The following is a 15,159-nucleotide window of genomic DNA, read 5'->3' as shown; positions in this document are numbered from 1 at the left end:
CTATAATCAGCGAAACCAGACACCTAGTGCCCGCAAGGGCGGAACGAGGCTCTTATGAAGAAAGAAACGCTTGAGGCGATTGTGGCCGCATTGCAGGAGGGGTGCACCCCGGTGCTGCCGGTGGAGGAGTTCGCCTGCTTCTCGGAGGAGGCCACGGCGGGGGATGCCCACAAGGGCCCCGAAACCCTCCAGGCCATCGCCGCCACCCTCACCCCGGCCGACATCCCCACCTTCCAGCGGGCCATCCGCGCCGTCGACGAAGGGGATTTGGCCTGGCTGGGCTTCAAAGTGGTGTTCGATCCGCAGGCGGCTGTGGCAAACGTGGACAACGAGGTGACCAAGAAGTACGGCCAGCAGGGATCGGCCGACGGGCAGCCGCTGGTATTCTTCTGCAACGATGCCAAGGAGATTGTGGCCAGCCGCCCCTACAGCCCCCGCGACACCTTCCAGATGAAGGACGTCACCCGCGGCCCGTCGATGCACAACGATCAGTTCGACGGCCTCACCTGGGCCAGCGAGCCTTTGTTTGGCAAGGTGCGGGTGTGGCTTTTGGGGGCATCGGATGCGGCGGTGGAAGTGGCGGCACTGGCCAATCATGTGGGCTTCCATGTGATTGCGGTGGACTACGACCCTGCCTTCCTGAGCCCCGAGCGCTTCCCGGAGGCAGAGCGCATCCTGCTGCACGGCGGCAACTTTACCGAGCTGGCCAACATGCCGGCGCGGCCGGAAGACTATGTGTGCGTGCTCACCCGCGGGCACATGTTCGACCCCGAAGCCTGCGTCTGGGCCTGCCAGAACGGTGTGCACTACGTGGGCATGATGGGCTGCTCGGGCAAGAACGACCGGGTGCGCGAGCTGGTGCTGGAAGGGGGCGTGAGCGAAGCGGATTGGCAGCGGGTGAAGCGGCCCATCGGGCTGAAGTTCGGCGCCAAAACCCCGGCCGATCTGGCCATCGCCATCGTGGCCGAACTGGTGGACGTGCGCTACCGGCAGCGCTACAGCCAAGAGGCGCGCGATTTGCACGATGCCCACTTGGGCCGATAACGGCTCGCAACGGCGGTTCAACGGCGCTGTCGCCTTCGTGCGGCAGCGCTGCTTTTTTGCCCATCGGTCATGCGGTTTGTCCGCTTTTCGGGGCATATCTCCAAGTTTGCGCTATCCTTTTGCCGTCAACGCTTTCAACTCCCAAGTAGAAGGGCTGCTCATGGCTGAAAATCCTTCCATCAAGCGCGTACTGATGTCGGTGACCGACAAAACCGGCGTGGTCGATTTCGCCCGCGCCCTGGTGGATGAGTTCGGGTGCGAGATCATCTCCACCGGCGGCACCGCCAAGGTCATCAGCGAAGCGGGCATTCCTGTCACCCCCATCGACGCGGTGACCGAATTCCCCGAAATGATGGACGGGCGCGTGAAAACCCTTCATCCGCGGGTGCACGGCGGGCTTCTGGCCAAGCGCGACAACGCGGCCCACATGCAGCAGGCGGCCGATCATGGCATCCAGATGATTGACATGGTGGTGGTGAACCTCTACGCTTTCGATAAGACGGTGGCCTCCGGGGCCGACTTCGGCACCTGCATCGAGAACATCGACATCGGCGGCCCCTCCATGCTGCGCTCGGCTGCCAAGAACTTCGCTTCGGTGGCCGTGGTCATCAATCCTGCTGCCTATGAGGGCATTCTGGAGGAGATGCGCGCCAACGGCGGTGCCACTACTTACGGCACCCGCGAGGCGCTGGCGCTGGAGGTGTTCCGTACCACTGCCGCCTACGACGGGGCCATCGCCGCGTGGCTGGGCACCCAGCTGGAAGGGGAGGGCTTTGCCGCCAAGGAGGCGCTGGGGCTTACCAAGAAGCAAGACCTGCGCTATGGCGAGAACCCTCATCAGAAGGCAGCCTTCTACGTGCGCGATAGCTACAAGGGGGCCGAGCATTCCCTGGCCCGCGCCACTCAGCACCAGGGCAAGGAGATGTCTTACAACAACTATTTGGACGTGGACGCCGCATGGGCGGCCGTGCGCGAGTACGAGCAACCGGCTTGTGTGATTGTGAAGCACCTCACTCCCTGCGGCGTGTGCGAGGACTCCAACCTGGTGGACGCCTACAAGCGCGCCCATGAGTGCGATCCGGTTTCCGCCTATGGCGGCGTGATGGCCTTCAACCGCGCGGTGGGGGGCGATGTGGTGCAGGCCATTTTCGACAACAAGCAGTTCGTGGAGTGCATCATCGCCCCCGAGTTCAGCCAGGAGGCGCTGGAGATGTACTCCGCCAAGAAGAACGCCCGCCTATTGGCCACAGGCGGCGTGAACCCGGCCGGCGGGGAAGTGGAGTACCGCTCGGTGGAGGGCGGTCTTCTGTGCCAGGAATCCGACGCCGTGGCCGAGGCGGCCGACATTGCCGCCTGGACGGTGCCCACCAAGCGCCAGCCTACCGCCGAAGAGATGGACGAGCTGATTTTCGCCTGGAAAGCGTGCAAGTCGGTGAAATCGAACGCCATCCTCATTGCCCGCGACCATGCATCGGTGGGGGCCGGCGGCGGCCAGCCCAACCGCGTGAACTCCGCCCGCATCGCCGTGGAACAGGCAGGGGAAAAGGCGAAGGGGGCCGTTGCCGCATCCGATGCGTTCTTCCCCTTCCGTGATGGGTTCGACGTGCTGGCCCAGGCGGGGGTAACCGCCGTGGTGCAGCCGGGCGGCTCCATCCGCGATGAGGAAGTTATTGCTGCCGCCGATGAGCAGGGTGTGGCCATGGTGTTCACCGGCCATCGCCATTTCCGCCACTAAGGGAAAGAACGGCTGGCCTGCATGAAGGGAAACATTCAAAAAATCCTTGGCGGCGTGGTAATCGTCATTGTGCTGGCGGTCATCTTCCTGCGGGGCGATCAGCTGGTGGAGTTGGGGGAGACCATCCAAAAGGGTACTCCGCTTTTCCTGGTGCTGGCAGTGTTGCTGCAGTTGGGCAAGTACATGGCCCAGGGGGGCGCCTACATTTACTGCTTTCGATCGGTGGATGCCACGCTGCGCTTCCGCGAGGCCATTAAGTTGGTGTTCGGCACCTTCTTCATGAACACGGTGGCGCCCTCGTTCAATTTGGCCGGCGTCACGTTGGTGGTGGACGACTCCAAGAAGCGTGGCGTTTCCACGGGGCAGGCGACTTCGGCCGCCCTCCTCATGCAGGTGACCATCGACAGTGGTTTCGTGATGATCATGCTGCTGGGCTTCGGCATTTTATCGTTTACCGTGGGGCTGCAGCCGGGCTGGTTCGCGCTGGGCATGGTGGCGGTTCTGCTGGTGGGTGGCCTGGTCACGTTCATGGTGATTGGCGGAGTGCGCCCCCAGTGGCTGGTGAAAGTGCTCACTCCCATCGAACGCTTGGTGGACAAGGTGGCCCGTCGTTTCAAGAAGGGCCCTATCGACCCCTGGGCGGACAAGCTGGTGACCTCGTTCTCGTCTTCTTCCAGCATGATTGTGAAGAACCCCAAGATCACCGCCAAGGCCTTCGGGTTTTCCTTTCTGGCATCCACCTGCGAGCTTGCCTGTTTCGTGTTCACGGGCATGGCTTTCGGGGTGGACGTGGCCGAACCGCTTATCTGCGGTTATGTGGTGGCAACGCTGTTCGCTATGATTTCCTTCGTGCCCCAGGGGGTGGGCGTCGTGGAGGCAGCCGTGGTGGTGGCCTTCACGCTGTTCAAGTTGTCGCAGGCCACCGCCATGGCAACGGTGTTGGTGTACCGCTCCATCGTGTTCTGGCTGCCGTTTTTGGTGGGTGCGATTCTCATCCAGCGCACCAGCGCGTTCAAGGACTCGGGGAAGAAGGGCAAGCAGCCGCAAGTGGCCGATGCGAAGGCCGAAGAGGTGCTGCCGGAGAACGACTCCGGGAATTCTGGCGATTCGGCGGCGCAGCCATTGCCGGACGGCATGGCGGGCGATTCAGCGAGCTGCAAATCTGCGGAGTAGCACTCTAGGGCCTTCGGGCCCTTTTTGTTTGGCCAGTGGTTTGCGTCTGTGCGGGGTTTGCCTCTGGCCTTGCGGAGGTCGGGTACGTTTACCTGGTAATTTACAGTGCATCAACGAATGCAAGTTCCCACCGGGTACCAAAGTGTCGGCAGCAAAACGCATGGGGGCGTTTTCGGTAACGGCCATTCATCTGTAACTCGCCCTCCATATTTTGCCTGTACTTTCAGCATTGTTATTCGCCGTGCTGGAAGTGCCGATGATCCCTTTTGAATCGTGCAGTTTCAGTGCACGGAAAGAAGGGAGAGCCATCATGGGCGCATCACATGATATGTCTGCGACAACGGCCGCGGCACCCGCCGCGAGTGCCGCAGGCACGCCGGCCAAGGCCCCGGGATCCCCGCTGAAAACGCTGGGCTTCTTCGGGTTCTTTGCCATCACCGCTTCAATGGTAATGACGGTGTACGCGTATCCGAACTTCGCTTCTTCGGGTATGCATCTAATTTTCTTCCTGGTTCTCGGCGGTGTTTTCTGGTTCCTTCCCGTCGCGCTGTGCGCGGCCGAGATGGCAACTGTGAAAGGCTGGGAATCGGGCGGAATTTTCGCATGGGTAGGCAATACGCTGGGGAAGCGCTGGGGCTTCGCGGCGCTGTTCTACCAGTGGTTCCAAATTACGGTGGGTTTTGTGACCATGGCATTCTTTGTGCTGGCGGCCCTTTCCTACATCGTGGGTTGGGACGCCCTTTACAACAACCCCTTGGTCATGTTCATCGGCGTGGCCATCATCGTGTGGGGCCTTACCCTTACCCAGTTGGGCGGCACCAAGCTGACGGCCCGTATCGCTAAGATCGGCTTTTTCGGTGGCGTGCTGGTTCCGGCCATCGTGCTGATGGTGGGCCTGGTGGCTTACTTGGCCACCGGCGGCGTTTCCCAGCTGCAGCTAAGCGCCGGCTCCATTGTGCCCGACTTCACACAGGTGGGCACCCTGGTCATCTTTGCCTCGTTCATCTTGGCCTTCGCCGGCGTGGAGGCGTCCGCTTCCCATGTGAACGAGTTGAAGAACCCTGGCCGCACCTATCCGTTGGTAATGATCGTGCTCTGCGTTCTCACCATCCTGCTGGACACTCTGGGCGGCATGGCTGTGGCCATGACCATCCCCTTGAGCCAGCTTGAGGGCAATATGAGCGTTGGCGTCATCTCTTCGTTCGCGGCGATGTTCGATACCCACCTGCACATGGGGTGGCTGGTGTACGTCATCGCATTTCTGCTGGCTGCCGGCGTGTTGGCGGAGATTTCCTCCTGGATTGTGGGTCCGTCCCGTGCTCTGCTGGACACCGCCAAGGAGGGCATCCTTCCGGCCTCCTTCGCCAAGACCAACAAACATGGCGTGAGCGTCAAGACCGTTGTCATCCAAGGCATCATCGTAACCATTTGGGACGCGGTGCTGTGCGGCTCCATGGCCCTGTCCGGAGGCTCCAGTTCCTCGGTGTCGTACCTGACGGCCGTGGGTTTGACGGTGGTCATTTACCTGGTGGGCTATGTGCTGTTCTTCCTGGGTTACTTCAAGCTGGTGCTGAAGCACGGCGATTTGCCGCGCGTGTTCAACGTGTTCGGCGGCAAAGTGGGCAAGCTCATCGTGGCCGGCTGCGGTTTGGCGCTTACCCTGTTCGCCCTCGTGGTTTCGTTCTTCCCTTCCAGCGAGCTTACGCCTCAGGCAAATACGGTGTACGTGATTACGCTGCTGATTTGCTGGGCGGTTTCGGTGGCCATCCCGTTCGTCATCTATGGCCTGCGCCATCACTGGGATGGCTCCAAAAAACCCTCTAGCCCCAAAGCGGCTTCGCGCGGCGGTAAAAGCCGCGCTCCACATGCGGTCTAAGCCCCCGCAGGCGAAAGCCCACGGAGCGTTGAAGGCGCCCCGTTTCACATAGCGTTTGGATTATCCGATCCGCAACGCCGCACTTTGCAACGACGTCGCACAAAGCAAAGGAGATATTTGAAATGACTGACAAGGATACCAAGCTCGTTTCCACGGAACAGCTGTCGGAGATGAATTCCAAGACCGGTTACACCACCCCTATCTTTGGCTCTTACGCCACCGATGTGGAAATGCCGGAAACTAAGTTGAACCACGATCCCATTGAGCCCCGCATTGCCAGCGAAGTGATTCGCGAATACCTGGGCACCGAGGGAAACGCCCATCAGAACCTGTGCACCTTCGTGCAAACCTACATGGAGCCCGAGGCCACCGAACTGATGAAGGACACGCTGGAGAAGAACGCCATCGACAAGGACGAGTATCCAATGACGGCCGATTTGGAGAACCGTTGCGTGCGCATCATCCAAGACCTTTGGCATGCCGATCAAAACGAGCAGCCGATGGGCACCTCTACCGTGGGCTCGTCTGAGGCCTGTATGCTGGGCGGCCTGGCGGCTCTGTTCCGCTGGAAGGCTTTGGCAAAGGCCGCTGGTATCGATATCTATTCGTCCCATCGTCCTAACCTGGTAATCACCAGCGGTTATCAGATTTGCTGGGAGAAGTTCTGCCGCTATTGGGACATTGAGATGCGCGAAGTGCCTATGGACGCCGACCATCTGTACATGACCCCTGAGCAATGCATGAAGTACGTTGATGATCACACCATTGCCGTTGTGTGCATCTTGGGCATCACCTATACTGGCCGCTACGATGATGTGAAGGGCGTCGATGCCGCTCTGACCGAGTACAACAAGCACACCAATATGCCGGTGCGCATCCATGTGGACGCTGCCTCTGGTGGCATGGTGGCCCCGTTCATCGAGCCTGACCTTGAGTGGGACTTCCGTCTGCCCAATGTATGGTCCATCTCCACTTCCGGCCACAAGTACGGCCTGGTTTATCCTGGCATCGGTTGGATTGAGTGGCGCAGCAAGGAAGCCCTGCCGGAGGATTTGATCTTCTGGGTGAGCTACCTGGGCGGTCAGGAAGCCACCATGGCCATCAACTTCAGCCGCTCTGCTTCGCAGATCGTGGGCCAATACTACGTGTTCATGCGCAACGGCTTCGAGGGCTACAAGGAAATCCAGCAGCGCACCATGGACGTGGCGCATCACTTGGTAGAAGGCATCAAGGCGCTGGGCATCTTCACCATGTACGAAGAGGCCACGGAAATCCCGATTCTTTGCTGGAGCCTCGACCCGGCCGCCGGCAAGAAGTGGACCCTGTACGACTTGGACGACCGTCTGCGCATGCATGGTTGGCAGGTGCCGGCCTACCCGCTGCCCGCCAACATGGAGAAGGTCACCTGCCAACGCATCGTGACCCGCGCCGACTTGTCCATGACCATGGCCGACAAGTTCCTGAAGGACATGGCTGCCGAGATCAAGAATCTGGACAACGCCTCCGTTATCGGTGCTCAGGATTCAAACATCTCAGCGGGCAGCTTCAACCACACGGGCCGCTAGATTGGCGTGGCCACAGAGCCGCACGGGCAAGTGCCTGGGCGTGTTCCTCTGAGTAATTCCTGGTGACGGGAAGAGTTTTCGGGGCCGTCCGCTTAAGGTTGGGAAGCGGGCGGCCCCTCTTGCAAGGTGGGGATAACTATGGATAAGAAGGCGAATGCGTCAACTGTCTCCGTAAACGCGGGGCAGGGAAAACCGATTCCGGCGGCAGATGCTGGGATGCCGGCATCGGCTGGCAATGCCGTAGCTGATAAGGGCGAGGGGAATGCCGAGCGCGGGCAGTTCCGCCCAGTGCTCACCGTTATGGACATGGTGGTCTACGGGCTCATCTACATGGTGCCCATCGCCCCGATGGCCATCTACGGCGGCGTGTTCCAAAGCTCCCATGGCATGCCGGCGCTGGCCTACGTCATCGGCTTCGCCGCCGTGCTGTTTTCGGTGTTCTCCTTTGGCAACATGATTCGCCGCTTCCCCTCGTCCGGTTCCATCTTCACTTACGCCTCCCACATCATGGGCCCCCGCATGGGCTTTCTCACCGGCTGGCTGATGCTGCTGCAGTACCTTATTTCGCCCACCCTCATGTTCATCATCGCCGGAACCGCCATGAACGGCTTTGTGCCGGCGGTGCCGGTGTGGGGCTGGTGCCTCATCTTCTGGGCGTTTGTGGCGGTGGTCAGCCTGCGCGGCATGGAAACCACCATGGTGGTGAACCGCCTGGCACTGGTGGCCGAGATAATCATCCTGGGGCTGTTCATGGTGCTGGGCATCGCCTACATCGTGCAGCATCCGGCCACCAGCGGCTTTACCGCAATGGCGCTCTTCAACCCGGAGAAGTTCAACTTCGCGGACACTATGTCGGCGGTTAGCCTGGCGGTGCTGTCCTATGTGGGCTTCGGCTGCATAGCCACCCTCACCCAAGAGGCCAAAGACGAGCGCAAGGGCCCGCCGCGGGCCATGATGATCATGGCGCTTTTGCTGGTGGTGCTGTTTGCCGGCCAATGCTACATCGCCACCTGCATCGACCCCACCGGTGCTGTGTTCGCCAGCGATCCCGACAACGGCTTCTACCTGGTGGCCCAGATGGTGGCGGGCCCATGGCTGGCGGTGCTGTGCGCCATTGCGGTAGCGCTCTCTCAAGGGGTGTTCACGGCGCTGGTGGCGCAAACTTCCGTTTCGCTCATCCTGTACTCCATGGCGAAGGAGGGCACCTTGCCCGCCAAGCTGGGCACGTTGAAGAAGGGCACCAACCTGCCGCTGGTGGCCAACATCTTCGTGCTGGCGCTTTCGGTGGCGCTGATTTTCATCATGGCGCCGTTGGGCATGAACATGGTGGCGAAGGTGGGCAACTTCGGCGCGCTTTCCACTTATGTGGTGTTGAACCTGTGCGTGATAGTGCTGTGCTGGTTCAAGGAAAGGGGCTATCGGCAGGTGTTCACCCATCTGCTGTTTCCGGCGCTGGGGGCCATCATCTGCTTCGGTATCCTGGTGTCGTTGGGGGCATTGCCGCTGATCATCGGCGTGGTGTGGCTGGTAATAGGCATGGTGTACTACACGGTGATGCGCCGGGTGACCCACCGCGTGCCCTCGATGGGCTAGGGGCAAGGTGCGGGCCCTGCCGGCCTGCGCGCTCGGCGCCGGCGGGGTCGGCCCATACCGGCAGCTTGCCTGGCTGTCGCGCTCGATGCGGTTCGGGCCAGTCCGCGCGCCCGTAGCGAAGCGCGGAAACAAGAAAGGGAGCCTTTCGGCTCCCTTTTGAATTCAGTGGTCGGGTTGACAGGATTTGAACCTGCGACCTCTGCGTCCCGAACGCAGCGCTCTACCAAGCTGAGCCACAACCCGACTCGCGTCAGATGCCGGAAAAACGGCAAGAGCCATCCTAGCATAGACCCTGTGTTGCAGGCAATAGAATACCTCAGCTTGTGCAAAGATTCTCCCAAAAGGCTCACCGGTTCCTCCGGTAATTTGCAAGACGCAAGGATGTTCCATTGGGACATTTTGGAGTGCGGACGAAAACTTGGACCTAAGAATCGGTCAGGTTAGGAGTCCGCATGTACAAGCAGAAGCTTCAGGCAAAAGCAATCAAGATGGTTGAGGAAGGCGCCACCGTCATGCATACCGCCGAGATCATCGGGGTAAGCAGAAGGACGCTCCACAGATGGATTGAATCTGCGCGCACACTTAGCGAAGAGGCCGTACCTGTACCATTGGATGACGATGAGAAAGGTGCAGAAATGGACGATCTTTATGAGCCGCCACGCTCGGGACCCTTGGCGGGGCTTGAACCTTCCCAGATAGAGAACCTGCTGCTTCGGGCGGTGTTGGCCGACCTAAAAGCGGAAGGGTGGGCGCCGGATTCGATCTCGAACAGGAGCAAATGCGAGTTAGGCGAGAGATTGAGAATGGCGACAGGCCTGCCCCTCCGCTCGATCACAGGTTTCTTGAGGATATCGAAGAGCTCCTATGAGTACCACAAGCGCCGTCTTAGGTACGACAAGTACGCTGATCTCAGAAAAGAGGTGCGCATGCTCTTCGATGCGAGCAATCGCACCTTCGGCTACCGGCGCATCTGGGCGACCCTTAAAAGAGGCGGCGTGAAGGTCTCCGAGAAGGTGGTTCGCCGCCTCATGCGCGACGGGGGCATGCACGTGATACGTCCGAACAAGCCTAGGAAGTACTGCTCCTACAAAGGGGAGATCACAGATGCTCCAGCGAACCATGTCAAGCGCCACTTTCTGGCTGATGCTCCCGATGAGGTCTGGTTGACGGACATGACCGAGTTCGCGCTTCCCGGAGGTGGCAAGGTCTATCTCCATCCCGTGATCGATGTCTTCGACGGCGCCCCTGTCTCTTGGCGGATCGGAAGGCATCCTTCAAAAGAGCTCTCCGATGGGAGTTTGAAGGATGCGATCGCAAGGAAGCGGAAGGGATCGCATCCTATCATCCATTCCGATCGAGGTGTCCATTACCGTATCCCGTCATGGATTAGGCTCTGTGAGGAAGCGGGGCTTACAAGAAGCATGTCCAGGAAGGGATGCTGTGCCGATAACTCCGCATGCGAGGGCTTCTTCGGACGTCTGAAGATCGAGTTCTACCACGGACGCGATTGGCGGGGTGTTGGCGCTAACGAGTTCATCGAACGCTTAGATTCCTACCTTCGCTATTATTATGAGGAGCGTATCAAGAAACGCTTAGGCTGGCTAAGTCCCAAGGAGTACAGGCAATCCCTTGGATATGCAAGCTGAACGGTCCAAGAAAACATCCGCACTCCCTTTTGTCTCACCGTTTAGCTCTCTGAGGTTAGAGTCCAGCTATAGCCTCAGCGAACCCATCAATCTCTCGATCGAATCAAGCGAATCGTCGAAGGAGGTGCCCTTCGCATATGGGGCGTCGGCAATATAGGAAGACCAAACCTGATGCATGATGGCTGAAGCGCGAATCCCTTCGAGCGTGTCTTTCCAGTCCGCGATAGCCTGCTGTGAGCCTCGCTTCTCTGCAGTGTGGCGAAGAGCTTCTCGAAGGTCTTGTTCACTTATGGATCCGGAATAATAGCGCGGGATAGCATACAGGTCGTAGAAGTCCCTGCCGCGCGTGTTCGCCTCTCCTCGGCTAATCACCGTCTCCAGCTTCTCTGCCAGAACGGTAGCCGGATGATAGGACAGTACATCGAGCGTGCCTTGATCGAACATCAACTCGAAATTATGCCTTATCTGCGTTGGATAGATGGCATCGCCAGTCGTGATGTCCACTTTCACCGGCGCGTCGATTCTTCCATATAACGCCCTGAGGTGCGCGCGCCAGTTCGCGTACTCGTCGTCTTCGCGGATGGGCTCGATCCTCTCGAACTCGAATGTCATACCGTCGCCAACATCGGTTGCGCAGATCTCGCGCAGAGCCTTCGTAATTGTCGCCTCATCCATGGACATGCCCACGACGGTCGCATCCATGTCCATTGTCGTGCGCTGATAGATGCCGGTCATCGACGAGATCAGAAGGCCGCCCTTGAGAACGAACTTGTCAGCGTAGGAGCTCACCGCCAAGCGCATGAGCAGATGCTCGAAGAGATACATCTGAAGCACTTCCTGGGGCTTTAGTCCGTGCTCTTTGGCAAGGTGGCGCACTTTCCCTCTCAGGCTCGCATCGCTTCTCATCTCGCTCATTCGAGCACCTCCAGGTACCTTTGCAGCTCATCTCGAACGCCCAAGGCCTCGCACATCTTCGCGAGCTTGGGCAGGTCGCGGTCGCCCTTCCTGAAATAGCCCACTATGGCATCCCTCACGATCTGCGGGTTCGCGGTTCCCTTGGCCCTCTCTTGGATGATGTCGGCTATGGATCGCTCCGCATCGTAGGTGGGCACGATGATGCCCATAGGGTCTTTCACTGTGGTCTTGCCCAACCCGTAGAGTCTGTCGCTCTCGCGATGGATCCTCATGTCAGGATGGGTTCGCCTCAGCTCCTGCGGATTATAGTCCCGTGGGACACTAACGCTCAGGTTCCCGGGGACGCGGTCGGATAGCCCCAGCAGATACAGCGCGGTTCCATGCGAGAGTATGCACTTTGGCCAGCGCATGGTCACCGCCGCGAACTCATCGTCCAGCACATCGAGCGAGCAATAGACGCCTCGGGTCAGCCTGTCGATCTTGCCGCTGCTCAAGGCGTACTCGATCACACCAGGCGCATACCCAGCCTCCTTGAGTTGAGATGAGGTGGCGACGCCTCCCAGCTTCTCGATATGTTCTGCAATGGTTTCGGTCACTTGGCCTCCTAGACTAACAGACCCATATTCTAGCGTTTTTTGGGTCTAATAATCTACTTCCACTCGATTCGCCTTGCGCCCTATTGCGGCGAGCCCGCTTCTCCTTCTGGCTGAAAGACTTGCCGAGAACCAGCCTCGGCTCAAGGGCCTCGAAAAACTTTTGTCATGAGTGGAGGATTCCCGAACAGGCAAAACTCATAGCCCTCCGGGTTTTCGCTTTTCCCCTTGCGCCGTCCGCTGAACCTCGTCGCACCTCCGCCCGAAAGGCGAAGGCATAGGGCCTGCGCCGATACAATAGGAGGTCGCAAACCATGGGAAATCGAGCAGTCATCACGACAAAAGACCGCAAGCTCGGCGTCTATGTCCACTGGAATGGAGGCCGTGACACGATCCAGCCTCTCCTCAAGTACTGCGAGCTGAAAGGATACCGTCCGCCTAGCTCCGACTCATACGGCTGGGCTCGCTTGTGTCAAGTGCTGGGCAACTTCTTCGGAGGCTCAAACAGCGTCGGCATCAGCACCTACACGACGGATCGCCAGATGGACCCCGGCGACAACGGCATCTACGTCATCGACGGCTGGGAGATTGTCGAGCGCCTCACCACCGATTACGGCAGCGACTTCAGTACCTCCCGCATGGTCGCCTATCCGGAATCCCAAGAGCAATCCGAATACGACTTCGCTGAGATGCTCAAGGCCTTCGATGAGTGCATGCCCGAGACAGAGCGCCTAGGCGCCTACCTCGATGCGGAAGTGGTCCCGGTATGCGAGCTGAGGCTCGGCGACGAGGTTTGGATGTGCGAGGTTAACGGTTCGGTCAAGACGTATCCGGTCGTGGGCTTCGGCACCGGGATGGTTAACGGCTCAGACCGCAAAGGCGTCGCATACGTCGAGCGATACGACCACGAAGGCGACCACTCCTGGAACCCGAACAACTACCCCCACGGAGACACCTGCAGGATCGTGCCGCGCAGGTAACCGCCCCTGCCGCCGTCGGCTCACAAGAGCTGGCGGCGCTTCCTTGTTCAGCCGCCCATACGAGAAAGGATACGAAGATGGGATACAGAAGCGAAGTCAAGATAGCGACCATCCGTGAGGGGTACGACGCCCTTCTCGAAATAATGGATCTCAAGAACAAGAGCGGCAACGTCGAATATCCGCTCATCGGTTCCGACATCGACCCCGGCTACTTCGAGGAAGAAGGCGGCAGCGTCGTATTCGGATGGGACGACATCAAATGGTACGTCGGACTCCTCTGCGACGTCACCAACGTGGAAGAGGCGCTGGGTGAGTTCGACGAGCAGGAGATTCCCTACGAGTTCTGCCGTATAGGCGAGAGCTGGGATGACATCGAGTTCCGCACATCCGGCGACAACGAGAACCTCGCGATCCATGTTGAGCCGTCGGTGGCGATAGAGGTCGTATCTAGCTGAAAGGAGGCTCCTATGAGCCACGTAGCCATCGCAACGGTCATAACCGAGAACGGCATATCGCGCTGCATATCAGCAACACCGTCATCTGGACCCGGCACATCCGACCTCCGTATAACCGGTGTGACCGAGAGGGCTGCGAGCGAGATCAGGGCTCTGGTCATAGCCGCTATGCTCGCCCACGGCATTCAGTTGCCAGATCGCGCAATCACGGTTGATCTAGTCTTCGATGTGCCTTTCGAGGCGACGAGCGAGTTGGCTCTCGCTGCATACATCTCAATCGTTGAGACAATTTGGAGTGCGGACGAAAACTTGGACCTAAGAATCGGTCAGGTTAGGAGTCCGCATGTACAAGCAGAAGCTTCAGGCAAAAGCAATCAAGATGGTTGAGGAAGGCGCCACCGTCATGCATACCGCCGAGATCATCGGGGTAAGCAGAAGGACGCTCCACAGATGGATTGAATCTGCGCGCACACTTAGCGAAGAGGCCGTACCTGTACCATTGGATGACGATGAGAAAGGTGCAGAAATGGACGATCTTTATGAGCCGCCACGCTCGGGACCCTTGGCGGGGCTTGAACCTTCCCAGATAGAGAACCTGCTGCTTCGGGCGGTGTTGGCCGACCTAAAAGCGGAAGGGTGGGCGCCGGATTCGATCTCGAACAGGAGCAAATGCGAGTTAGGCGAGAGATTGAGAATGGCGACAGGCCTGCCCCTCCGCTCGATCACAGGTTTCTTGAGGATATCGAAGAGCTCCTATGAGTACCACAAGCGCCGTCTTAGGTACGACAAGTACGCTGATCTCAGAAAAGAGGTGCGCATGCTCTTCGATGCGAGCAATCGCACCTTCGGCTACCGGCGCATCTGGGCGACCCTTAAAAGAGGCGGCGTGAAGGTCTCCGAGAAGGTGGTTCGCCGCCTCATGCGCGACGGGGGCATGCACGTGATACGTCCGAACAAGCCTAGGAAGTACTGCTCCTACAAAGGGGAGATCACAGATGCTCCAGCGAACCATGTCAAGCGCCACTTTCTGGCTGATGCTCCCGATGAGGTCTGGTTGACGGACATGACCGAGTTCGCGCTTCCCGGAGGTGGCAAGGTCTATCTCCATCCCGTGATCGATGTCTTCGACGGCGCCCCTGTCTCTTGGCGGATCGGAAGGCATCCTTCAAAAGAGCTCTCCGATGGGAGTTTGAAGGATGCGATCGCAAGGAAGCGGAAGGGATCGCATCCTATCATCCATTCCGATCGAGGTGTCCATTACCGTATCCCGTCATGGATTAGGCTCTGTGAGGAAGCGGGGCTTACAAGAAGCATGTCCAGGAAGGGATGCTGTGCCGATAACTCCGCATGCGAGGGCTTCTTCGGACGTCTGAAGATCGAGTTCTACCACGGACGCGATTGGCGGGGTGTTGGCGCTAACGAGTTCATCGAACGCTTAGATTCCTACCTTCGCTATTATTATGAGGAGCGTATCAAGAAACGCTTAGGCTGGCTAAGTCCCAAGGAGTACAGGCAATCCCTTGGATATGCAAGCTGAACGGTCCAAGAAAACATCCGCACTCCCTTTTGTCCCAGTTAAGCAAG

The 15,159-nt window shown here is 59.1% G+C and carries 13 protein-coding genes and 1 tRNA gene; 11 read left to right on the top strand and 3 right to left on the bottom strand.

Annotated features, from left to right (window positions below; translation table 11 throughout):
• Positions 1-54 precede the first annotated feature (54 nt).
• From DMP11_RS04080 to DMP11_RS04055, 6 genes are all read left to right on the top strand, one after another.
• The gene (locus tag DMP11_RS04080; RefSeq protein WP_123185232.1) at positions 55-1,044 is read left to right on the top strand and encodes an XdhC family protein; all 990 of its coding nucleotides are present in this window, start codon (positions 55-57) and stop codon (positions 1,042-1,044) included.
• A 160-nt stretch (positions 1,045-1,204) separates the two neighbouring features.
• Entirely contained in the window at positions 1,205-2,779 is a 1,575-nt protein-coding gene (gene purH, locus DMP11_RS04075) for a bifunctional phosphoribosylaminoimidazolecarboxamide formyltransferase/IMP cyclohydrolase (RefSeq protein WP_123185231.1), read from the top strand.
• A 21-nt stretch (positions 2,780-2,800) separates the two neighbouring features.
• Complete coding sequence (locus DMP11_RS04070; RefSeq protein WP_123185230.1) at positions 2,801-3,952, top strand: lysylphosphatidylglycerol synthase transmembrane domain-containing protein; 1,152 nt, start codon at positions 2,801-2,803, stop codon at positions 3,950-3,952.
• 310 nt (positions 3,953-4,262) lie between these two features.
• Positions 4,263-5,828 (top strand): amino acid permease, encoded by a 1,566-nt coding sequence (locus DMP11_RS04065; protein ID WP_214647097.1) that lies wholly within the window; start codon positions 4,263-4,265, stop codon positions 5,826-5,828.
• Positions 5,829-5,950: 122 nt separating this feature from the next.
• Complete coding sequence (locus DMP11_RS04060; RefSeq protein ID WP_123185228.1) at positions 5,951-7,393, top strand: glutamate decarboxylase; 1,443 nt, start codon at positions 5,951-5,953, stop codon at positions 7,391-7,393.
• A gap of 138 nt (positions 7,394-7,531) precedes the next feature.
• Positions 7,532-8,986 carry an APC family permease gene (locus tag DMP11_RS04055; RefSeq protein ID WP_123185227.1) on the top strand — a complete coding sequence of 485 codons (1,455 nt, stop codon included), beginning with the start codon at positions 7,532-7,534 and terminating at the stop codon, positions 8,984-8,986.
• Positions 8,987-9,152: 166 nt separating this feature from the next.
• On the opposite strand, the gene DMP11_RS04050 is transcribed toward DMP11_RS04055, so the two are convergent.
• A tRNA-Pro gene (locus DMP11_RS04050) sits at positions 9,153-9,229 on the bottom strand.
• Between the two features lie 209 nt (positions 9,230-9,438).
• Here DMP11_RS04050 and DMP11_RS04045 point away from each other — a divergent pair.
• Complete coding sequence (locus DMP11_RS04045) at positions 9,439-10,632, top strand: IS3 family transposase (RefSeq protein WP_123185222.1); 1,194 nt, start codon at positions 9,439-9,441, stop codon at positions 10,630-10,632.
• A gap of 66 nt (positions 10,633-10,698) precedes the next feature.
• Here the strand turns inward: DMP11_RS04045 and DMP11_RS04040 are convergent, their stop codons facing one another.
• The gene (locus DMP11_RS04040) at positions 10,699-11,547 is read right to left on the bottom strand and encodes a nucleotidyl transferase AbiEii/AbiGii toxin family protein (protein ID WP_214647096.1); all 849 of its coding nucleotides are present in this window, start codon (positions 11,545-11,547) and stop codon (positions 10,699-10,701) included.
• Positions 11,544-12,143: a type IV toxin-antitoxin system AbiEi family antitoxin domain-containing protein gene (locus DMP11_RS04035; RefSeq protein ID WP_123185226.1), complete on the bottom strand. Its 600-nt coding sequence runs from the start codon at positions 12,141-12,143 to the stop codon at positions 11,544-11,546. Before DMP11_RS04035 ends, DMP11_RS04040 begins: the two co-directional genes overlap by 4 nt.
• A 311-nt stretch (positions 12,144-12,454) precedes the next feature.
• Between DMP11_RS04035 and DMP11_RS04030 the strand changes: the two genes are divergently transcribed.
• The 4 genes from DMP11_RS04030 (at position 12,455) to DMP11_RS04015 (ending at position 15,112) form a co-directional block, all read left to right on the top strand.
• Complete coding sequence (locus DMP11_RS04030) at positions 12,455-13,120, top strand: hypothetical protein (protein WP_123185225.1); 666 nt, start codon at positions 12,455-12,457, stop codon at positions 13,118-13,120.
• Positions 13,121-13,197: 77 nt separating this feature from the next.
• Positions 13,198-13,575 (top strand): hypothetical protein, encoded by a 378-nt coding sequence (locus DMP11_RS04025; RefSeq protein ID WP_123185224.1) that lies wholly within the window; start codon positions 13,198-13,200, stop codon positions 13,573-13,575.
• 12 nt (positions 13,576-13,587) lie between these two features.
• Positions 13,588-13,962, top strand: a complete 375-nt coding sequence (locus tag DMP11_RS04020; RefSeq protein WP_123185223.1) for a hypothetical protein — start codon at positions 13,588-13,590, stop codon at positions 13,960-13,962.
• Positions 13,919-15,112: an IS3 family transposase gene (locus tag DMP11_RS04015; RefSeq protein ID WP_123185222.1), complete on the top strand. Its 1,194-nt coding sequence runs from the start codon at positions 13,919-13,921 to the stop codon at positions 15,110-15,112. The genes DMP11_RS04020 and DMP11_RS04015 overlap by 44 nt, the downstream gene beginning before the upstream one ends.
• Positions 15,113-15,159 lie beyond the last annotated feature (47 nt).

It is taken from the genome of Parvibacter caecicola, from assembly GCF_003725335.1.
Lineage (GTDB): Bacteria > Actinomycetota > Coriobacteriia > Coriobacteriales > Eggerthellaceae > Parvibacter > Parvibacter caecicola.
Note: the sequence above shows the minus strand (reverse complement) of the source record. Positions and strands in the feature narration are given on the sequence as shown.